The organism is Marinobacterium sp. MBR-111 (assembly GCF_040547585.1).
Classification (GTDB): Bacteria; Pseudomonadota; Gammaproteobacteria; order Pseudomonadales; family Balneatricaceae; genus Marinobacterium; species Marinobacterium iners.
This window is the reverse complement of the sequence record NZ_JBEPQA010000026.1, coordinates 1-15,935: the sequence shown is the minus strand read 5'-3', so window position 1 is coordinate 15,935 and position 15,935 is coordinate 1. Positions and strand designations below refer to the sequence as shown.

At 58.0% G+C, this 15,935-nt stretch carries 14 protein-coding genes and 1 pseudogene; 13 read left to right on the top strand and 2 right to left on the bottom strand.

Annotated features, from left to right (window positions below; all coding sequences use genetic code 11):
• Window positions 1–3: 3 nt before the first annotated feature.
• From ABIE61_RS15370 to ABIE61_RS18865, 11 genes and pseudogenes are all read left to right on the top strand, one after another.
• Window positions 4–270: a sarcosine oxidase subunit delta gene (locus tag ABIE61_RS15370; RefSeq protein ID WP_091827699.1), complete on the top strand. Its 267-nt coding sequence runs from the start codon at window positions 4–6 to the stop codon at window positions 268–270.
• Entirely contained in the window at window positions 254–3,163 is a 2,910-nt protein-coding gene (locus ABIE61_RS15365) for a 2Fe-2S iron-sulfur cluster-binding protein (protein ID WP_354411060.1), read from the top strand. Before ABIE61_RS15370 ends, ABIE61_RS15365 begins: the two co-directional genes overlap by 17 nt.
• Complete coding sequence (locus ABIE61_RS15360) at window positions 3,163–3,663, top strand: hypothetical protein (protein WP_354411058.1); 501 nt, start codon at window positions 3,163–3,165, stop codon at window positions 3,661–3,663. The genes ABIE61_RS15365 and ABIE61_RS15360 overlap by 1 nt, the downstream gene beginning before the upstream one ends.
• The gene (gene glnT, locus ABIE61_RS15355; protein ID WP_091827696.1) at window positions 3,660–4,994 is read left to right on the top strand and encodes a type III glutamate--ammonia ligase; all 1,335 of its coding nucleotides are present in this window, start codon (window positions 3,660–3,662) and stop codon (window positions 4,992–4,994) included. Before ABIE61_RS15360 ends, glnT begins: the two co-directional genes overlap by 4 nt.
• A 27-nt stretch (window positions 4,995–5,021) precedes the next feature.
• A complete protein-coding gene (locus ABIE61_RS15350; RefSeq protein ID WP_354411055.1) occupies window positions 5,022–5,921 on the top strand; it encodes a class II glutamine amidotransferase in 900 nt (299 codons plus the stop codon).
• A 24-nt stretch (window positions 5,922–5,945) separates the two neighbouring features.
• Window positions 5,946–6,629 (top strand): GXGXG domain-containing protein, encoded by a 684-nt coding sequence (locus tag ABIE61_RS15345; protein WP_354411052.1) that lies wholly within the window; start codon window positions 5,946–5,948, stop codon window positions 6,627–6,629.
• A 63-nt stretch (window positions 6,630–6,692) separates the two neighbouring features.
• Entirely contained in the window at window positions 6,693–8,021 is a 1,329-nt protein-coding gene (locus ABIE61_RS15340; RefSeq protein ID WP_354411049.1) for an FMN-binding glutamate synthase family protein, read from the top strand.
• Window positions 8,022–8,135: 114 nt separating this feature from the next.
• On the top strand, window positions 8,136–8,996 hold the full coding sequence (gene folD, locus ABIE61_RS15335; RefSeq protein ID WP_354411046.1) for a bifunctional methylenetetrahydrofolate dehydrogenase/methenyltetrahydrofolate cyclohydrolase FolD: 861 nt from the start codon (window positions 8,136–8,138) through the stop codon (window positions 8,994–8,996).
• Between the two features lie 124 nt (window positions 8,997–9,120).
• Complete coding sequence (locus ABIE61_RS15330) at window positions 9,121–10,707, top strand: sensor domain-containing diguanylate cyclase (protein WP_354411043.1); 1,587 nt, start codon at window positions 9,121–9,123, stop codon at window positions 10,705–10,707.
• A gap of 27 nt (window positions 10,708–10,734) precedes the next feature.
• A pseudogene (locus ABIE61_RS15325) lies at window positions 10,735–10,887 on the top strand (IS1380 family transposase); the annotation flags it as partial.
• Window positions 10,888–10,928: 41 nt separating this feature from the next.
• Window positions 10,929–11,045: a hypothetical protein gene (locus tag ABIE61_RS18865; RefSeq protein ID WP_502915063.1), complete on the top strand. Its 117-nt coding sequence runs from the start codon at window positions 10,929–10,931 to the stop codon at window positions 11,043–11,045.
• A gap of 269 nt (window positions 11,046–11,314) precedes the next feature.
• Here the strand turns inward: ABIE61_RS18865 and ABIE61_RS15315 are convergent, their stop codons facing one another.
• Window positions 11,315–12,229: a LysR family transcriptional regulator gene (locus ABIE61_RS15315; protein ID WP_354411041.1), complete on the bottom strand. Its 915-nt coding sequence runs from the start codon at window positions 12,227–12,229 to the stop codon at window positions 11,315–11,317.
• Between the two features lie 143 nt (window positions 12,230–12,372).
• Between ABIE61_RS15315 and ABIE61_RS15310 the strand changes: the two genes are divergently transcribed.
• Window positions 12,373–13,116: an SDR family oxidoreductase gene (locus ABIE61_RS15310; protein ID WP_354411038.1), complete on the top strand. Its 744-nt coding sequence runs from the start codon at window positions 12,373–12,375 to the stop codon at window positions 13,114–13,116.
• A 137-nt stretch (window positions 13,117–13,253) separates the two neighbouring features.
• Window positions 13,254–14,243 (top strand): zinc-dependent alcohol dehydrogenase family protein, encoded by a 990-nt coding sequence (locus ABIE61_RS15305; protein WP_354411037.1) that lies wholly within the window; start codon window positions 13,254–13,256, stop codon window positions 14,241–14,243.
• Window positions 14,244–15,116: 873 nt separating this feature from the next.
• On the opposite strand, the gene ABIE61_RS15300 is transcribed toward ABIE61_RS15305, so the two are convergent.
• The coding region (locus ABIE61_RS15300) for an oxidoreductase (protein ID WP_354411034.1) at window positions 15,117–15,935 on the bottom strand (819 nt) is incomplete at its 5' end.

Sequence of the window (15,935 nt, the reverse complement as noted above, 5' to 3'; positions counted from 1 at the left end):
GCGATGAAAGTATTTGATTGTCCCGTAATAGGCCGTCGGCCGATCAGCGAGTTCGACTATGTCGGAGAGGTTCGCAAGCCACCGATGGACGCGGATGAGATCACCTGGGCCGAGTATGTATTCAACAGAAACGGTGCACCGGGCCTGCTGCGCGAATGGTGGTACCACCGTCCGACCGGGCGCTGGTATGTGATGGAGCGCGACACCCTGAAGGATGAAGTGCTTCGGTTTATCGACCTGGAGGAGGTGCGCTATGACATCCCGGCTTGATCAGCAGCCGCTGGAGTGGATCGACCGCTCGGCGCTCTGTGACTTTGAATTTGAAGGCCGTCGTTATACCGGTTACCGCGGCGACAGCATCACCTCCGCACTGCTGGCGGCGGGCCAGACCCTGCTGGGGCGCAGCTTCAAGTACCACCGCCCGCGTGGGGCCGTAACACTGGCCAACCATGACGTTAACGCGCTGTTCCAGAGCAGTGAAGAGCCCAATATCCGCGGCGATGTAACGCCTTTGATCGAGGGTATGGTGCTGAGCGCCTGCAACGTGAACGGCAGCCTTGAGAACGACCGGGACCGGATTATCGAGAAGCTGTCGGGCTTTCTGCCGGTGGGCTTCTACTACAAGGCATTTCACAAACCGAAAAAACTGTTCCCGATGTGGGAGCGCCTGATTCGCGAAAAAGCGGGCCTGGGGCGTATTGATACCGGCTGGAGTGTGCGCCGTCAGCCCAAATCCTACGGTTTCTGCGATCTGTTGGTGATCGGTGCCGGTGCATCCGGCATGCAGGCTGCGCTGAGCGCAGCCGAACAGGGGCTGGATGTGGTGCTGGTGGATGAAAACCCGCAGATCGGCGGCAGCCTGGACTATCAGCTGGTGAACGAGGTAGAAGCGGAGCCGGTGCGGTCCAGTCTTAAACAGAAGGTCCAGTCTCACGCCAATATACGGGTGTTGCCGGCGCACTTGGCCTGCGGCTGGTACACCGATCACTACGTGCCGCTTGTGGGCCCGAATGGCATCGTCAAGATGCGTGCACGCGCCGTAATCAGCGCCACTGGTGTGATGGAGCAGCCAGCGGTCTTTCGCAACAACGACCTGCCCGGTGTGATGATGGCGTCGGGTGCCCAGCGCTTGATCGCGCGTTACGCGGTCAAGCCGGGGCAGCGTGCGGCGGTACTGACCGCCAACAGCGAGGGCTACCGCGCTGCGCTCGATCTGATCAAGGCCGGCGTTCAGGTGTCGGCGGTGATCGACATGGGCTCCGCCAGCGGTCGCGGTGCCTGGGCAGACGAGCTGGCGGCGCTCAAGGTACCGGTGCTGGAACGGCATGCGGTCCATGAGGCGCAGGGCAAGGGCCAGCTTAAGCGTGTTGTGGTGGCGCCTTTTGATGGCGAGCAGTGTGATGCCACGCAGGCGCGAGAGTTTGACGTTGACCTGCTGTTGATGAGCGTCGGCTGGGCACCGGCTTCACAGTTGTTGTATCAGGCCGGTGGCCGTCTGGCCTATGACTTTACCCTGGAGCAGCTCCTGCCACAGGAGCTGCCGAACGGGATCTTCGCCTGCGGTCGCCTGAACGGTGCGTTTACGCTGCAGCAGCGCCTGGCCGATGGAGAGCGTGCAGCAACCGAGGCGGCTGCCTGGCTCAAAGGCCAGCCGGTTACGGCGGCGTTGAGTGCCTTCCGCGACAGCGTGGCGCACTCCCACCCCTGGCCGATCGTGAAGCACCCGAAAGGCAAGAACTTCGTGGATTTCGACGAAGATCTGCAGCTCAAGGATCTGATCAACGCGGCGAAGGAAGGCTTCGACAACATCGAGCTGATGAAGCGTTTCTCCACGGTAGGCATGGGCCCGAGTCAGGGCAAGCATGCCAACATGAACGGCATTCGTGTGCTGGCCGCCGTTACGGGTCGCAGCATCGATCAGACCGGCTCCACCACGGCGCGTCCCATGTTCCATCCGGTGCCGGTACAGGCACTGGCCGGTCGTCGCTTCCGTCCCGAGCGTCTGACGGCGCTGCACCAGTGGCATTTGGACAATGGCGCTCAGATGATGGAAGCGGGGGTATGGATGCGGCCTGAATTCTATGGCCGCCCCGAGGAGCGTGCCCAGGCGATTCTGCGCGAAGTGCAGGCGGTGCGCACGGCTCTGGGCCTGATCGACGTGTCCACACTGGGCAAGATCGAAGTGATGGGCCCGGACGCTGGCAAACTGCTGGATGGCACTTACACCATGCGCATGTCCAACATCAAACTGGGCATGACCCGTTATGCCCTGATGGTGGATGACAGCGGCGTCATCGTTGACGACGGCATTGTAGGACGCATCGCCGAAGATCGCTTCTATGTTACCGCCACCACCAGCCATGCCGATGCCACGTTCCGTACGCTGTCACGCCATGTGATCGAGTGGGGGCTGGATGTTCGTCTGGTGAATCGCACCGGAACGCTGGCGGCGATGAACCTGGCCGGCCCCCATGCTCGCACGCTGATTAAGCCGCTGACCGATATCGATCTGAGCGAAGAGCACTTTCCCTATCTGGGCTGCCGAGAAGGCACGCTGTGCGGTGTGCCTGTGCGCCTGATTCGGGTCGGCTTTGTCGGTGAGCTGGGTTACGAGATCCACCTGCCGGTGGATGCCGCCGAACGGATCTGGAACACCCTGATGGAAAAGGGCACCGAGTACGGTATTCGTCCATTCGGTGTTGAAGCACAGCGTGTACTGCGACTGGAAAAGGGACACATCATCGTCGGTCAGGACACCGATGGCCTGACCAACCCTTTCGAAGCCAACATGCCCTGGGCTGTGCCGCTGAAGACCAAGCCCTGGTTTACCGGCAAGCCTTCACTGGCGCTGTTGAAAGAGCGCTGCAACCGACATCTGTGCGGCTTCATGCTGCCCAAGGGGTACAGCGGAGAGCGGCCGAAAGAGTGCCACTTGCTGATCGAAAACGGTGATATCGCCGGTCGCATTACCAGTATCGCCTACAGTCCCTCCCTGGGTCGCTATATCGGTCTGGCCATGGTGGACATGCCGCTGGCTGCAACTGAAGGCGATTTCAAGGTGCGTGTCGACAGCGGTGAACTGGTATCGCTTGAACCCTGTGCAACTCCCTTCTATGACGCCGAAGGTGCGCGTCAGACCGTTGATCTGACGGAGGTGGCCTGATGAACACACAACAACCGAACACGCTGCAGATCGGTGTACGTGAACTGAGCAGCTATCTGCTGACAGGACCTGACAGCAAGGCAGTGCTGGCAGCGGCAGGCTTGCCGTTGCCTGAGGCGGTCTTGAGTGCCGAAGAGCGCCCCGGCGCTCTGGTGGCCCGAACCGGACGTGACGAGTACATGGCGATGCTTGCTGGCACCCTTCCTGTGCCACAGGGAGAGTGGTGCTTCCGCCGCTACGACTGCGTGTTCGAATTGACCGGGGGTAACTGGATCGCATTCATGGCACACCTGTGTCAGTACGATTTCCGCCAGCTTCAGCGCGGCAACTGGCTAATGACCTCAGTAGCTGGCGTCAGCTGCTGGCTCTATCACGAAGTTGAAAGCGGCAACCTGCTGATCGGTGCGGATCCGAGTTACCGACACTATCTCAGCGAAATATTCAGCGCGGTCCTTGATGACCTCAGCGCAACCCGAAAAACGACAGGAGGTGCATCATGATGCCCGCAGAGATCGAACGCATTATCAGCCAGAACAACATCAAGTACGTGCTGGCGCAGTTTGTTGATATCCACGGCGTGGCCAAGACCAAGTCGGTGCCGGCTAGCTGCCTTATGGATGTGGTCGAAAAAGGTGCCGGTTTTGCCGGGTTTGCCGTCTGGGGACTGGGGATGGAGCCACATGGCCCTGACTTCATGGCCCGCGGTGACCTGGAAACCTTCAGCATCGTACCCTGGCAGCCGGGTTATGCCCGCATCGCCTGTGACGGTTATGTGAGCAATGCGCCTCATCCCTATTGCAGCCGTGTGGTGCTGAAACAGCAGTTGGCGCGTCTGGCCGACAGGGGCTGGACGCTGAACACCGGTGTGGAGCCCGAGTTTTCGCTGTTCACCCGTGATGACAAGGGTGTCCTGATGCCAGTGGATGAAAGTGATGTACTGGACAAGCCCTGCTATGACTACAAGGGTCTGTCACGTTCCCGTGCGTTTCTGGAAAAACTGGTTGAATCGCTGCAGCAGGTTGATTTCGATGTGTATCAGATCGACCACGAAGACGCCAACGGCCAGTTCGAGATCAACTACACCTACAGCGATGCACTGACATCGGCTGACCGTTTCACCTTTGTACGCATGGCGGCGGGCGAGATCGCCAACGAGCTGGATATGGTGTGTTCCTTCATGCCCAAGCCGTCTTCCGATCGCACCGGTAACGGCATGCACTTCCACCTGTCGATCACAGACAAGGATGGCCGCAATCTGTTCCATGACCCGGACGATGTGAGTGGCATGGGGCTGTCCAAAATGGCCTATCACTTTACGGCGGGCCTGCTGGCGCACGCACCGGCACTCTGTGCCTTCGCTGCACCGACGGTCAACTCTTACAAGCGTCTGGTCGTGGGTGGCAACGCCTCCGGTGCCACCTGGGCGCCGGCTTACATTTGCTTCGGCGACAACAACCGCTCGGCCATGGTGCGAGTCCCTTATGGCCGACTGGAATTCCGACTGCCGGACTCCGGTTGTAACCCCTACCTGGTCACCGCAGCGATCATAGCCGCAGGCATGGATGGTATCGAACGCGAGCTGGACCCGGGTGAGCCGATGAACCTCAACCTGTACAGCCTGACTCTGGATCAGATCAAGGAGAAAGGCGTCGAGATCCTGCCCCAGAACCTGAACGAGGCGCTGGATGCGCTGGAAGCGGACACCGTTTTCACCGAAGCGTTGGGACAGGAAATCGTGTCCGAGTTCCTCAAGGTGAAACGGACCGAGTGGGTTGAATACAGCCGTCATGTATCGGACTGGGAAGTCAGTCACTACGCCGAATTTTTCTGATCCGGATTTGTTACGAGGAATGTGATTATGTGTGGAATTGTCGGGCTTTATCTGAAAAATCCTGAGCTGGAAAGCCGGATTGGTGAACTGTTCAAACCGATGCTGATCGCAATGACCGATCGTGGTCCGGACAGCGCAGGCTTCGCCATCTACGGTGATGAAGTGGGCGAAGGCTGGGTCAAGCTGACCCTGCGTCACCCGGACGCAGAATATGACTGGGAGGCACTTGCCACCCGTCTGAAAACCGAACTCCAGCTGGAATTGAGCTGGTTCCAGAACGCCAGTGTGGCGGTGTTCAAGGTGCATGCCGAGGAAGCGACACTGCGCGAGTGGCTGTCTGAAGAAGCGTCGGATGTGCTGATTTTGAGCGTTGGCCAGTCGATCGAAATCCTGAAGGAAGTGGGTCTGCCGGAGAAGATCGCTGAGACCTTTAACCTGGAAGGCATGAAAGGCAGCCATATCATCGGCCATACCCGCATGGCGACTGAGTCCGCTGTCACCATGGAAGGCAGCCACCCGTTCTCTACCGGCATGGACCTGTGCCTGGTGCATAACGGCTCCCTGTCTAACCACAATCGCCTGCGTGAGAACCTCAAGCGTGAAGGGATCACATTTGAAACCCAGAACGATTCTGAAGTCGCCGCGGGTTACCTGACCTGGCGGCTGCAGGAAGGCGACAGTCTGAAGCAGGCGCTGGAACATGCACTGGAAGACTTGGACGGCTTCTTCACCTTCACCATCGGCACCCGTAACGGTTTTGCGGTCATGCGTGACCCGATTGCCTGTAAGCCCGCCGTACTGGCTGAAACCGATGACTACGTTGCCATGGCATCCGAGTATCAGGCCCTGACCACCCTGCCGGGCATAGAGAATGCCACGGTATGGGAGCCGGAGCCGGCCACTTTCTATGTTTGGGAACGCAGCTAAGCGCCTGTTTGAGGAGTATTGAATATGAAAACGATTGATCTGGCTGAATCCAGCATCCGTGAATTGAATCAGGCGCTGCATGATCAGGCACAGGAGTGCCTGGAGCGTGAATTTGAAGTACTGAATCCCAAGGGCCAGCACAACATTGCCTGCGGCATAGATCAGAACCTGTCCGTGGATATTCGTGGTCATGCGGGCTACTTCTGTGCCGGCATGAACAAGAAGGCGCATGTGGTCATTCACGGCAATGCCGGCCAGGGCGTGGCGGAAAACATGATGTCCGGCACGGTTCGCGTCAAGGGTGATGCCTCTCAGGCGGCAGGTGCCACGGCACAGGGCGGACTGCTGGTGATCGAAGGCAACGCCGGTGCCCGTTGCGGCATCTCCATGAAAGGCGTTGATATCGTCGTCAAGGGCAGCGTTGGCCACATGAGCTGCTTTATGGGGCAGTCCGGCTCGCTGGTCGTCTGCGGAGATGCCGGTGAAGCGCTGGGGGACTCCCTCTACGAGGTGCACATCTACGTCAAGGGCGAAGTGAAATCCCTGGGTGCCGACTGTGTCGAGAAGGAGATGCGTCCCGAGCACATCGAGGAGCTGACCGAGCTGCTCAACCGTGCCGGTGTGGACGAAGATCCTGCCAGCTTCAAACGCTATGGCTCGGCGCGTCAGTTGTACAACTTCAAGGTCGACAACGCTTCTGCGTACTGATCAAAAGCGGCCCGGTCTCGACAACGCTTCCCGGGCCGCAACATGAATCAAGAGGATTCCATCATGAGCAACGATATCAACGTCAACCCGGGCCTGCGTGAATCCGCGACCTTTGACCGCACCACCATGGCCGAGATCCGCCGTGCGGCGGACACCGGCATCTATGACATTCGCGGCTTTGGCGCCAAGCGCAAGTTGCCACATTTTGATGATCTGCTGTTTTTGGGTGCGTCCATGTCGCGCTACCCGCTGGAAGGCTATCGCGAGAAGTGCAACACCCAGGTGACCCTGGGCACCCGCTTTGCCAAGAAGCCGATCGTGATCGAAACCCCGGTGACCATCGCCGGCATGAGCTTCGGTGCCCTGTCGGCCAACGCCAAGGAAGCGCTGGGACGTGGTGCCTCCATCGTGGGCACCTCCACCACCACCGGTGATGGCGGTATGACCCCGGAAGAGCGTGGCCAGTCCAGCAAGCTGGTCTATCAGTACCTGCCGTCTCGCTACGGCATGAACCCGGACGACCTGCGCAAGGCGGACGCCATCGAGGTGGTGTTGGGCCAGGGTGCCAAACCCGGTGGCGGCGGCATGCTGCTGGGCCAGAAAATCACCGACCGTGTTGCCCAGATGCGTAACCTGCCCAAGGGCATCGACCAGCGCTCGGCCTGCCGTCACCCGGACTGGACCGGCCCGGACGATCTGGCGATCAAGATTCAGGAACTGCGTGAGATCACCGACTGGCAGGTGCCGATTTACATCAAGGTCGGTGCAACCCGTACCTATTATGACGTGAAGCTGGCGGTCAAGGCCGGTGCTGACGTGATTGTTGTGGACGGCATGCAGGGCGGTACCGCCGCGACTCAGGACGTGTTCATCGAACATGTCGGCATCCCCACAATGGCGGCCATTCCGCAGGCGGTACAGGCACTGCAGGAGATGGGCATGCATCGCAAGGTGCAGTTGATCGTATCCGGTGGTATCCGTAACGGCGCCGATGTGGCCAAGTGCATGGCACTGGGCGCCGATGCCGTTGCCATCGGCACGGCTGCTCTGGTGGCATTGGGCTGCAACGACCCGAAATGGAGTGCAGAGTACGAGAAGATCGGCTCTGCGGCCGGCTTCTACGATGACTACCAGGAAGGCAAGGACCCGGCAGGCATTTCCACTCAGGACCCAGACCTGATGCAGCGACTGGATCCGGTCGAAGGTGGGCGTCGTCTGGCCAACTACCTGCGCGTCCTGACACTGGAGGCTCAGACGTTGGCCCGTGCCTGCGGCAAAAACGATCTGCGTAACCTGGAACCGGAAGATCTGGTCGCTCTGACCGTTGAATCCGCCGCCATGGCCCGTGTGCCGCTGGCGGGCACCAGCTGGATTCCCGGTCAGGGATTCTGAGCACCCATGGCCTGCTGACTCGCAAGCGAGTCCGCAGGCCACAGTAAGCCCTGCACCTGATGATAGGGTAGCGGGGGTATCGCCCTTTTAAAAAACCTGATTCAGGAGACGATCTTGGACACTCAACTGATCGATGGCAAGGCCGTAGCGGCAGGGCTGCGGATGGAGATTGCAGGCAAGGTTGCCGAGCGTGTATCCGCCAACAAGCCTCGGCCCGGACTTGCCGTGGTACTGGTCGGGCAGGACCCGGCGTCACAGGTCTATGTGCGCAGCAAAGTCAGAGCCTGCGAAGAAGTGGGCTTTCTGTCACGCAATCACAGCCTGCCGATGGATACAACGCAGGCACAGCTGCTTGAGTTGATTGATACTCTGAACGCCGATGATCAGATCCACGGTATTCTGGTACAGCTGCCACTGCCGAGGCAGATCGACGTGCAGGCGGTCATTGAGCGTATTCACCCCTCCAAGGATGTGGATGGATTCCACCCCTATAATCTGGGGCGTCTGGCGGGCAAGGCTCCAACCCTTCGCCCCTGCACACCCTATGGCTGCATGCGTCTGCTGGCGGCCTATGGCATCAACCCGGAAGGGAAAAAGGCCGTTGTGGTGGGAGCCTCCAACATCGTGGGCCGCCCGGTGGCGCTGGAGCTTTTGATGGCCCGAGCCACCGTCACGGTCTGTCACTCCAAAACCCAAGACCTCCCCGGTGAACTGGCCACGGCCGATATCGTGATAGCCGGCGTGGGCATTCCCGAGTTCATCAAGGGCGAGTGGCTCAAGCCCGGTGCCGTGGTGATCGATGTGGGCATCAACCGTCTGGACGATGGCCGTCTGGTGGGGGACGTTGAATTCGCCAGTGCATCTGAAAAGGCGTCTGCCATCACACCGGTACCCGGTGGCGTGGGCCCCATGACCATTGCCTGTCTGCTGCAGAACACGCTGGAAGCCTGTGAGGCGATGGAAAATACTGATTGATCACACTCAAACATCTGTATAATGAGCCGTACATTGCGTGATCAAATGTACGGCTTTTTTATGTGCTGTATATGGTCCGAGCACCTGCAAAAGGAAGTGGGATGCACACTCCCACGTGATGAACATGGTATCTGCACCCAGCATTCCTGCTGACGATGTCAGTCGTCTGTGTGGGCTAAAACCGGGACCTGGCGGTGGTTCGTGTGGCAATGCCGTTCATGGCAATGCCCCCGTTTTCGTATACAACACCTTTACAGACCCTCACTGGAGCGATCTGCGCAACTTGGCTCGCGATTTCAATCTGTGTTCTTGCTGGTCTTTTCCAGTGCGCAATGAGCAGGGAGAGGCGATTGGCTCCTTTGCCCTGTCTTCATTTGAACATCGCACACCCTCGGACTTTCATAAACGACTGCTGGATGTTGGCGCGGCGTTGATAGCCATCGTCCTGTTGCGACATGCTCAGCAACAGCAGTTGCAGCAGCAACGAGAGCAGCTGATATACAGCCTCGAACATGACGCCCTGACGGGGCTGCCAAATTCGCAGAGTCTTCTGCGGGCTCTGAAGGCAGCGCCCGGCAGCGCGGCACTTGTACTGATCAATCTCAATAATCTGGGCTATATCAACACGGCCTATGGCTTGGGAGTGGGTGACAAACTGTTGCGTACATTGGCTGTAGAGCTGAATCGGGTTGTGTTGTCAGGGTGTGTCTATCGAGGCAGTGCGGACGAGTTTGCGGTGTTGTACGACCAGCTGAATGATCCGGTGAAAGAAGTGGAGCGGCTCCGACAGCATTTTTTTGCCGAGCCGGTTCAGCTGGATGGCTTGAATTTTTATCTCACCTTTAACGCAGGGGTGGCCTGTGGTGGCGAGGATTTGTTGCGCCGCGCCATGGTTGCGCTCAAGCAGGCCAATCAAAAGGGCAAAAGCGCTACGCACCTGTTCGATCCCGATCAGGAGATGTCTGCACGGCGAAAAAAGGAAGACTATTTGGGCTGGAATGCACGTTTGCATGAAGCCATGCACAATCATGGAATAAAAGCCTGGTTCCAGGGTATACGAGATAACCACAGCGGACATATTCAGAAGTGGGAGGCGCTGGTACGTCTGGAGCACAATGGTGAAGTGTACAGCCCCGGACATTTTCTGGAAGTCGCAGCCCTGTCTGGACTGCTGCCGTCAATCACGCGCTCGGTGGTCGAGCAGGGGATTGCACTGTTGGCACGTGTTGAAGGTGAGCTGGCCGTTAACATCACCGAAACCGATATCGAGCTGGGCTACTTGCCCGACTATCTTGATCAACTGACACGGCGGTATGGTGTTGCGCGAGAGCGGATTATTCTGGAGATTCTGGAAGGTACCAGCAGTGCAGGCAAGCAGACCCATTTGCCGCAGCTACAGTTGCTGAAGCAGCGAGGCTATCGGCTGGCAATTGATGACTTTGGTACCGAGTATTCCAACTTCGAGCGCATTCTGGAGCTTGAGGTGGATATCATAAAAATTGACGCCAAATATATCCGCAATATCCATCTGGACCCGACCAGCTATGAAATTGTACGGGCCATCGTTTACTTCGCCCGCAATGCAGGCATTCGTACGGTTGCCGAGTTTGTTCACTGTGAAGAAGTACAGGCAGTGGTCATGGAGCTGGGTATTGACGAGTCCCAGGGCTACCTGTTCAGCGAGCCTGGGCCGTTAAGCTCACCGCTGTGATTACATCTGCTCCATGAGGTAATATCCGCTACTCATGACCCCTTCTTTAAAGCGGCCATGGGCATCAAGCAATCACCTTCATCCGCTCGGCTGCGTCAGCGTTTCGATGAAGATGCCAAGGCACTGATCCCGTTGTTGGATGAAGCCAGTGTCGAGTTTCTGTGCAAGGCATCGTGCCCGGCGACCGCATCATCGGTGTTGATGGCAAGGTGACGGACGATGTGGCTAAGCTGCTCGCGCGGCTAGACGACAGGAAGGTCGGCGATGTGGTGGTTTTGTCGGTGGAGCGGGCCGGCAAATCGCGAGAGGTGCAGGTGGAGTTGCAGCCCGGGATTTGACTCAGTTGAATCTCTGGTGCATGCGGCTTCGCGCAGGGTTTAGATGGCCCCGAGGTTCCACGCAGTATCGGTTCCCGCGCCGATTTCCGACATTCGCTGCGCGCCACTCCACCTTGGACACTCCTTTGCACCAGGTCTATGCCCAGGCCTTTGTTTCTACCAAGGTGTCCGGTTTAATTGGGGGCTACTACAGCTTCTGGCCGGGAGGCGCCTGTTGCAACTGGCAGGATCCGGCCAAAAGCGGACGATTGGCTGGCAGGTATGCATAGCTATGCTTCTGGGCCTTGGGGAAATAACTCGGGGTTTGAGAAGGCCTGCTTAAGATGGTCGTACACCAATCGAACCCGCTTCGATACAGGGCCCTGCTGCGGGCGGTATATGAACAGATCCCATGGCGCTGGAGCGAGATCAGCCAAAACAGAAACCAGCTTGCCTGACCGCAGATGGGGCTCAGCCAGATAGCCAGGAATTTGGCCAAAGCACATACCTGCCAGGGTGGCTTCCAATTCCGTGTCAGGATCATCACAGATAAGAGCTGGCTGCCTGGGCGTAAATGTTTGCCCGTCGGCAAACAGCCAAGGCCAAGGGCGGCCATTTTTCTGGTCGATCAGGACCGAAAGTGGCAGCTGAGCCAAGGCATCCAGAGATCTGGGTGTTGTTTTTTGCTCTATTAGCGCCGGGCTTGCAACAACGTAAAACGGCACGGGAGCTAAGGCCCGTGCGACGTAGCGCCGGTCGCGAATTATACCCACCCTGATACCAATATCGATATGCGCCTCAACGGCATCGGTCATCTGATCTTCCAGGCGGAGATCGAATTGCAGGTCTGGATGTGCTGCGGCCAAGGGCTGAAGAAACGGTATTAAGAAGCGCCTGCCTATAGCATGTGGAGCCGTGATTCCCACCCTCCCTGACAGCTCTGGTTCCATCCTGTGCGACCGGAATAGCGTGTCGAAATGCTCCAGAGCTGATCTGGCATCTTTGGCGTAATCCTGACCGAAAGCAGTGATGCTCACCTGGCGGGTATTACGGTGAAACAGCGATTCGCCAAGCTCCGTTTCCAGGGCTTGAATGGCTCGGGTAACCCCTTGCGGGGAGATACCTAATCGGGTTGCTGCTTCGCGGAAGCTACCAGCCTCTGCTGCTGTGCAAAAAATCCTGACCATCTCCATGCGGTTAAGCATGTTGCCCTCCTATTTGTTCCATATTCAGGAATAGCTTAATCCAATCATTTCCATTTATTGAGATCAATCATGGGACTAAGATTTGTTCACTGCCAGGTTAATCAGCCATGGCGAAATACAAACCCGCCGATGAGGTTCTCAACATGAGCAATAACATTTCTGGAAGAGTTGTCGTTATCACCGGCGCCAGCAGTGGCTTGGGTGAAGCGACTGCACGCCACCTTGCTGCGCTTGGCGCGCGCGTAGTGCTGGCCGCACGCCGCAAAGATAAACTCGACGCATTGGTGACTGAGCTGACCAATGCAGGTGGTCAGGCAATCGCGTATCAGACCGATGTCACTTCTCAGGAAGAAGTCAAAGCGCTCATTCAAGGTGCCGTGGACACCTACGGGCGCATTGATGTACTGGTCAACAATGCCGGGCTGATGGCGATTGCACCGCTCAGTGATACTCGCACTGACGAGTGGGATCGCATGATCGACATCAACATCAAGGGGCTGCTGTACGGAGTCGCGGCTGCATTGCCGGTCTTCCAGAAACAAAACAGTGGCCACTTCATCAACATCGCATCGGTTGCAGGCCTGAAGGTATTCAGCCCTGGCGGCACGGTGTACAGCGGCACCAAGTTTGCTGTGCGGGCCATCTCCGAAGGACTGCGTCACGAAGTCGGTGGCAGCATTCGCACCACGACTATCGAACCGGGTGCCGTGGACTCCGAGTTGAAATTCGGCAGCACCCACCAACAGAGCCGCGATTTCGTGGTGGACTTCTACAAGCATGCAATTCCCGCTCAATCCGTCGCTCGGGCTATCGCCTTCGCAATTGAGCAGCCTGCTGACGTGGATATTAACGAGATCGTTCTGCGCCCAACCGTGCAGGAATTCTAATGAGTTGGGGGCTTGTCGCTTCGGCGTCAGGCCCCGCTTATATCGAGTGAAAAAATGATTACATTTTATTCACTCTTCGATTAGCCGCAGACCTTTCCTGTGCACTTCGAAGCACATTCAAAAACGAGGTATCCGCAATGGCACGCATTGTCAGAATCCATGAATACGGTGACGCCAGTGTTCTGAAGCTGGAAAATTTGGACGTACCGGCACCGGCTGCAAACGAGGTGCAGATTAGCGTCAAAGCGATTGGCTTGAACCGAGCCGAGGTGATGTTTCGCAATCACGCATACCTACAGGAAGCCGAGTTCCCTAGCCGCCTGGGCTACGAGGCCGCAGGCATCGTGGTTGCAGTGGGTGGCGACGTAGCCGAGATCAAGGTGGGTGATGCAGTCGCTCTAATCCCGCCTCTGGACATCGCCCGTTGGGGCACCTACGGAGAGCTGGCCAATGTACCTGCTCATCTGGTGGTGAAGAGCCCCGAGAGTTTGTCCTTTGAGAAGGCTGCTGCGTCCTGGATGCAGTACGTCACCGCCTGGGGCGCACTCATCGAGCAGGCCAAACTCGGGCAACACGATTTTGTCCTTGTCACCGCTGCATCAAGCAGTGTTGGTCTGGCTGCCTTCCAGGTTGCTCGCATGGTCGGCGCCACACCAATTGCAATCACGCGAACCCGCGCGAAGAAACAGGCCCTTCTGGATGCTGGTGCCGCGTATGTGATCGTGAGTGACGAAGAGGATATCGTCGAGCGCGTGATGGCGATAACGGCAGGACAAGGCGCTCGCGTTGTGTTCGACCCGGTTGGCGGGCCGTCCTTCGAGCCCCTCACGCAGAGCATGGCCCGAGGCGGTATTCTGCTGCAATACGGTGCACTCAGCTCGGAACCGACGCCATTCCCGCTGTTTACCGTGCTGGGCAAAAGCCTAACCATCAAAGGTTATATCTATGCAGAAATTGTGGCCGATCCAGAAGCCCTTGAACGTGCCAAGGCGTTTATTCTGCAGGGGCTGGAGTCTGGAGCACTGAGCCCGATAATCGCCAAGACCTTCCCTCTGAGTGACATCCAGGAAGCCCATCGTTTCCTTGAGGCCAATCAGCAGATTGGAAAGATCGTGGTTACAGTCTAATCGCCATTTCTGGGGCTGAGAGCAGAATCTTTCGGTTCCAGTTCAACCCGTCCAACTGACCGCTTTTGGCTGTCTCCAGCCGGATACAACAGGCTGGTTCCGGCCAGGAACGGACGTTCAGGGACAACCTGATCATCAAGCCTGGAGGTTTCTACGAAACCCGGTGTGATTCACCCTGATCGTTCAGTAAGTCCTGTATGGTACGGCTACCTGCGGAGCTGCGGCTTTTGTTGAACACCTCTCAATGGCGAATATTGTCGCCTAGCTGGTGTCCGGTTTCATTAAGCTACTACATAGCCTGCTTGATCTTTGTCTCTGTGAGTCGGGTTACGCGGGGGCATGTAGGGTCTACAAGCACATTTGATGTGCACCAAGGAGTACCATCATTCGTCGTGGTGAACGTCTGTGGACACCCTTAGATGTGAATTTGGTGGAGATGGGGGGATTGTACTCGGCACATCCATGTGCCTCGCCCTGCGGGCTGCTGCGCAGTTCCAAACGGCTATCCTGCCGTTTGGTGCCAAAAACGCAGGGAGCGTTTTTGCATGAGCGCAGCGAGCCTTGGGTGAAAACCAGGGAAGGTTTTCATAGCCCAACTGAACGAGTCCGGAATTCCCGCCACGCGGTCAATAAAAAACCCCGGCATTTTCATGCCGGGGTTTTGTGTTTGGTGGTGGGGTGGTACCCCGCACCTGGAAGCACGCCAGAGACCACCACTGTGTACGGCATGCCGGCCGACCGGGCCGCAGCCGTGGACGAAGTGCAAGCGTGCCAGCACGTTGATGACGTGTTCGCAGCTCACAGCTTCGCAAGATCGAAGGGCAGAGCCTTGGGTAAAAGTGGCTCGTTTCTTCGGTCTTCTGGGGCGGTGATTTACGTGATCTGCAGTGTCGGATAGTCTGTATAGCCCTTGGCGCCACCTGCATAGAACGTGTTGGAGTCAGGCGCGTTCAGCGGTGCCTTGGCCCTGATGCGTGCGGGCAGGTCCGGGTTAGCCAGGAAGGCGGTGCCAAAGGCCACAGCGTCAAGCTTACCTTCGGCAATAGCTGCCTCTGCCTCATCAGCGCTGTAACCCATATTGCCCACCAACACACCCTTGTACTTTTCACGCGCTACGGGCATGACATCGGCCTTCTGCACGCCGAGGAAATCGGCGCGCATCACGTGCAGGTAGGCTAGCTTGAAGGCATTGAGCCTATCGGCCAGGAAGCCGATGAGGGCCAGCGGGTCGCTGTCTTTCATGCTGTTGAAGCTGTTGAGGGGCGACAGGCGCAGGCCCACACGTTCGGAACCGATCGCCTGGGTCACGGCAGTGAGTACCTCGAACAGCAAACGTGCACGGTTTTCCAGCGATCCGCCGTAAGCATCGGTGCGCTGGTTGGGCGTGTCGCGCAGAAACTGGTCAATCAGGTAGCCGTTGGCGCCGTGTACTTCCACACCATCAAAGCCGGCGGCAATGGCGTTGCGCGCGCCTTGAGCAAACGCAGCGACGATGCCGGGAATCTCGTCGACGGTCAGGGGGCGGGGCACCGCGTGCGGCACCTTGCCTTGTGGCGTGTGGATCTCACCCTCAATAGCGGTGGCGCTGCTGGAGACAATGGGGGCGCCATCGGCAGCGCCAGGGTAGGCTTCGATGCCATCGTGCCAGATCTGCATGATGATGCGTCCTCGCTTGGCGTTCAACGCGTCGGT

Excerpts from the sequence above, each read along its gene's own strand:
- ABIE61_RS15370 (WP_091827699.1), top strand. The coding sequence starts at position 4 with ATGAAAGTATTTGATTGTCCCGTAATAGGCCGTCGGCCGATCAGCGAG.
- ABIE61_RS15365 (WP_354411060.1), top strand. The coding sequence starts at position 254 with ATGACATCCCGGCTTGATCAGCAGCCGCTGGAGTGGATCGACCGCTCG.
- ABIE61_RS15360 (WP_354411058.1), top strand. The coding sequence starts at position 3,163 with ATGAACACACAACAACCGAACACGCTGCAGATCGGTGTACGTGAACTG.
- glnT (WP_091827696.1), top strand. The coding sequence starts at position 3,660 with ATGATGCCCGCAGAGATCGAACGCATTATCAGCCAGAACAACATCAAG.
- ABIE61_RS15350 (WP_354411055.1), top strand. The coding sequence starts at position 5,022 with ATGTGTGGAATTGTCGGGCTTTATCTGAAAAATCCTGAGCTGGAAAGC.
- ABIE61_RS15345 (WP_354411052.1), top strand. The coding sequence starts at position 5,946 with ATGAAAACGATTGATCTGGCTGAATCCAGCATCCGTGAATTGAATCAG.
- ABIE61_RS15340 (WP_354411049.1), top strand. The coding sequence starts at position 6,693 with ATGAGCAACGATATCAACGTCAACCCGGGCCTGCGTGAATCCGCGACC.
- ABIE61_RS15330 (WP_354411043.1), top strand. The coding sequence starts at position 9,121 with ATGGTATCTGCACCCAGCATTCCTGCTGACGATGTCAGTCGTCTGTGT.
- ABIE61_RS15315 (WP_354411041.1), bottom strand. The coding sequence starts at position 12,229 with ATGCTTAACCGCATGGAGATGGTCAGGATTTTTTGCACAGCAGCAGAG.
- ABIE61_RS15310 (WP_354411038.1), top strand. The coding sequence starts at position 12,373 with ATGAGCAATAACATTTCTGGAAGAGTTGTCGTTATCACCGGCGCCAGC.
- ABIE61_RS15305 (WP_354411037.1), top strand. The coding sequence starts at position 13,254 with ATGGCACGCATTGTCAGAATCCATGAATACGGTGACGCCAGTGTTCTG.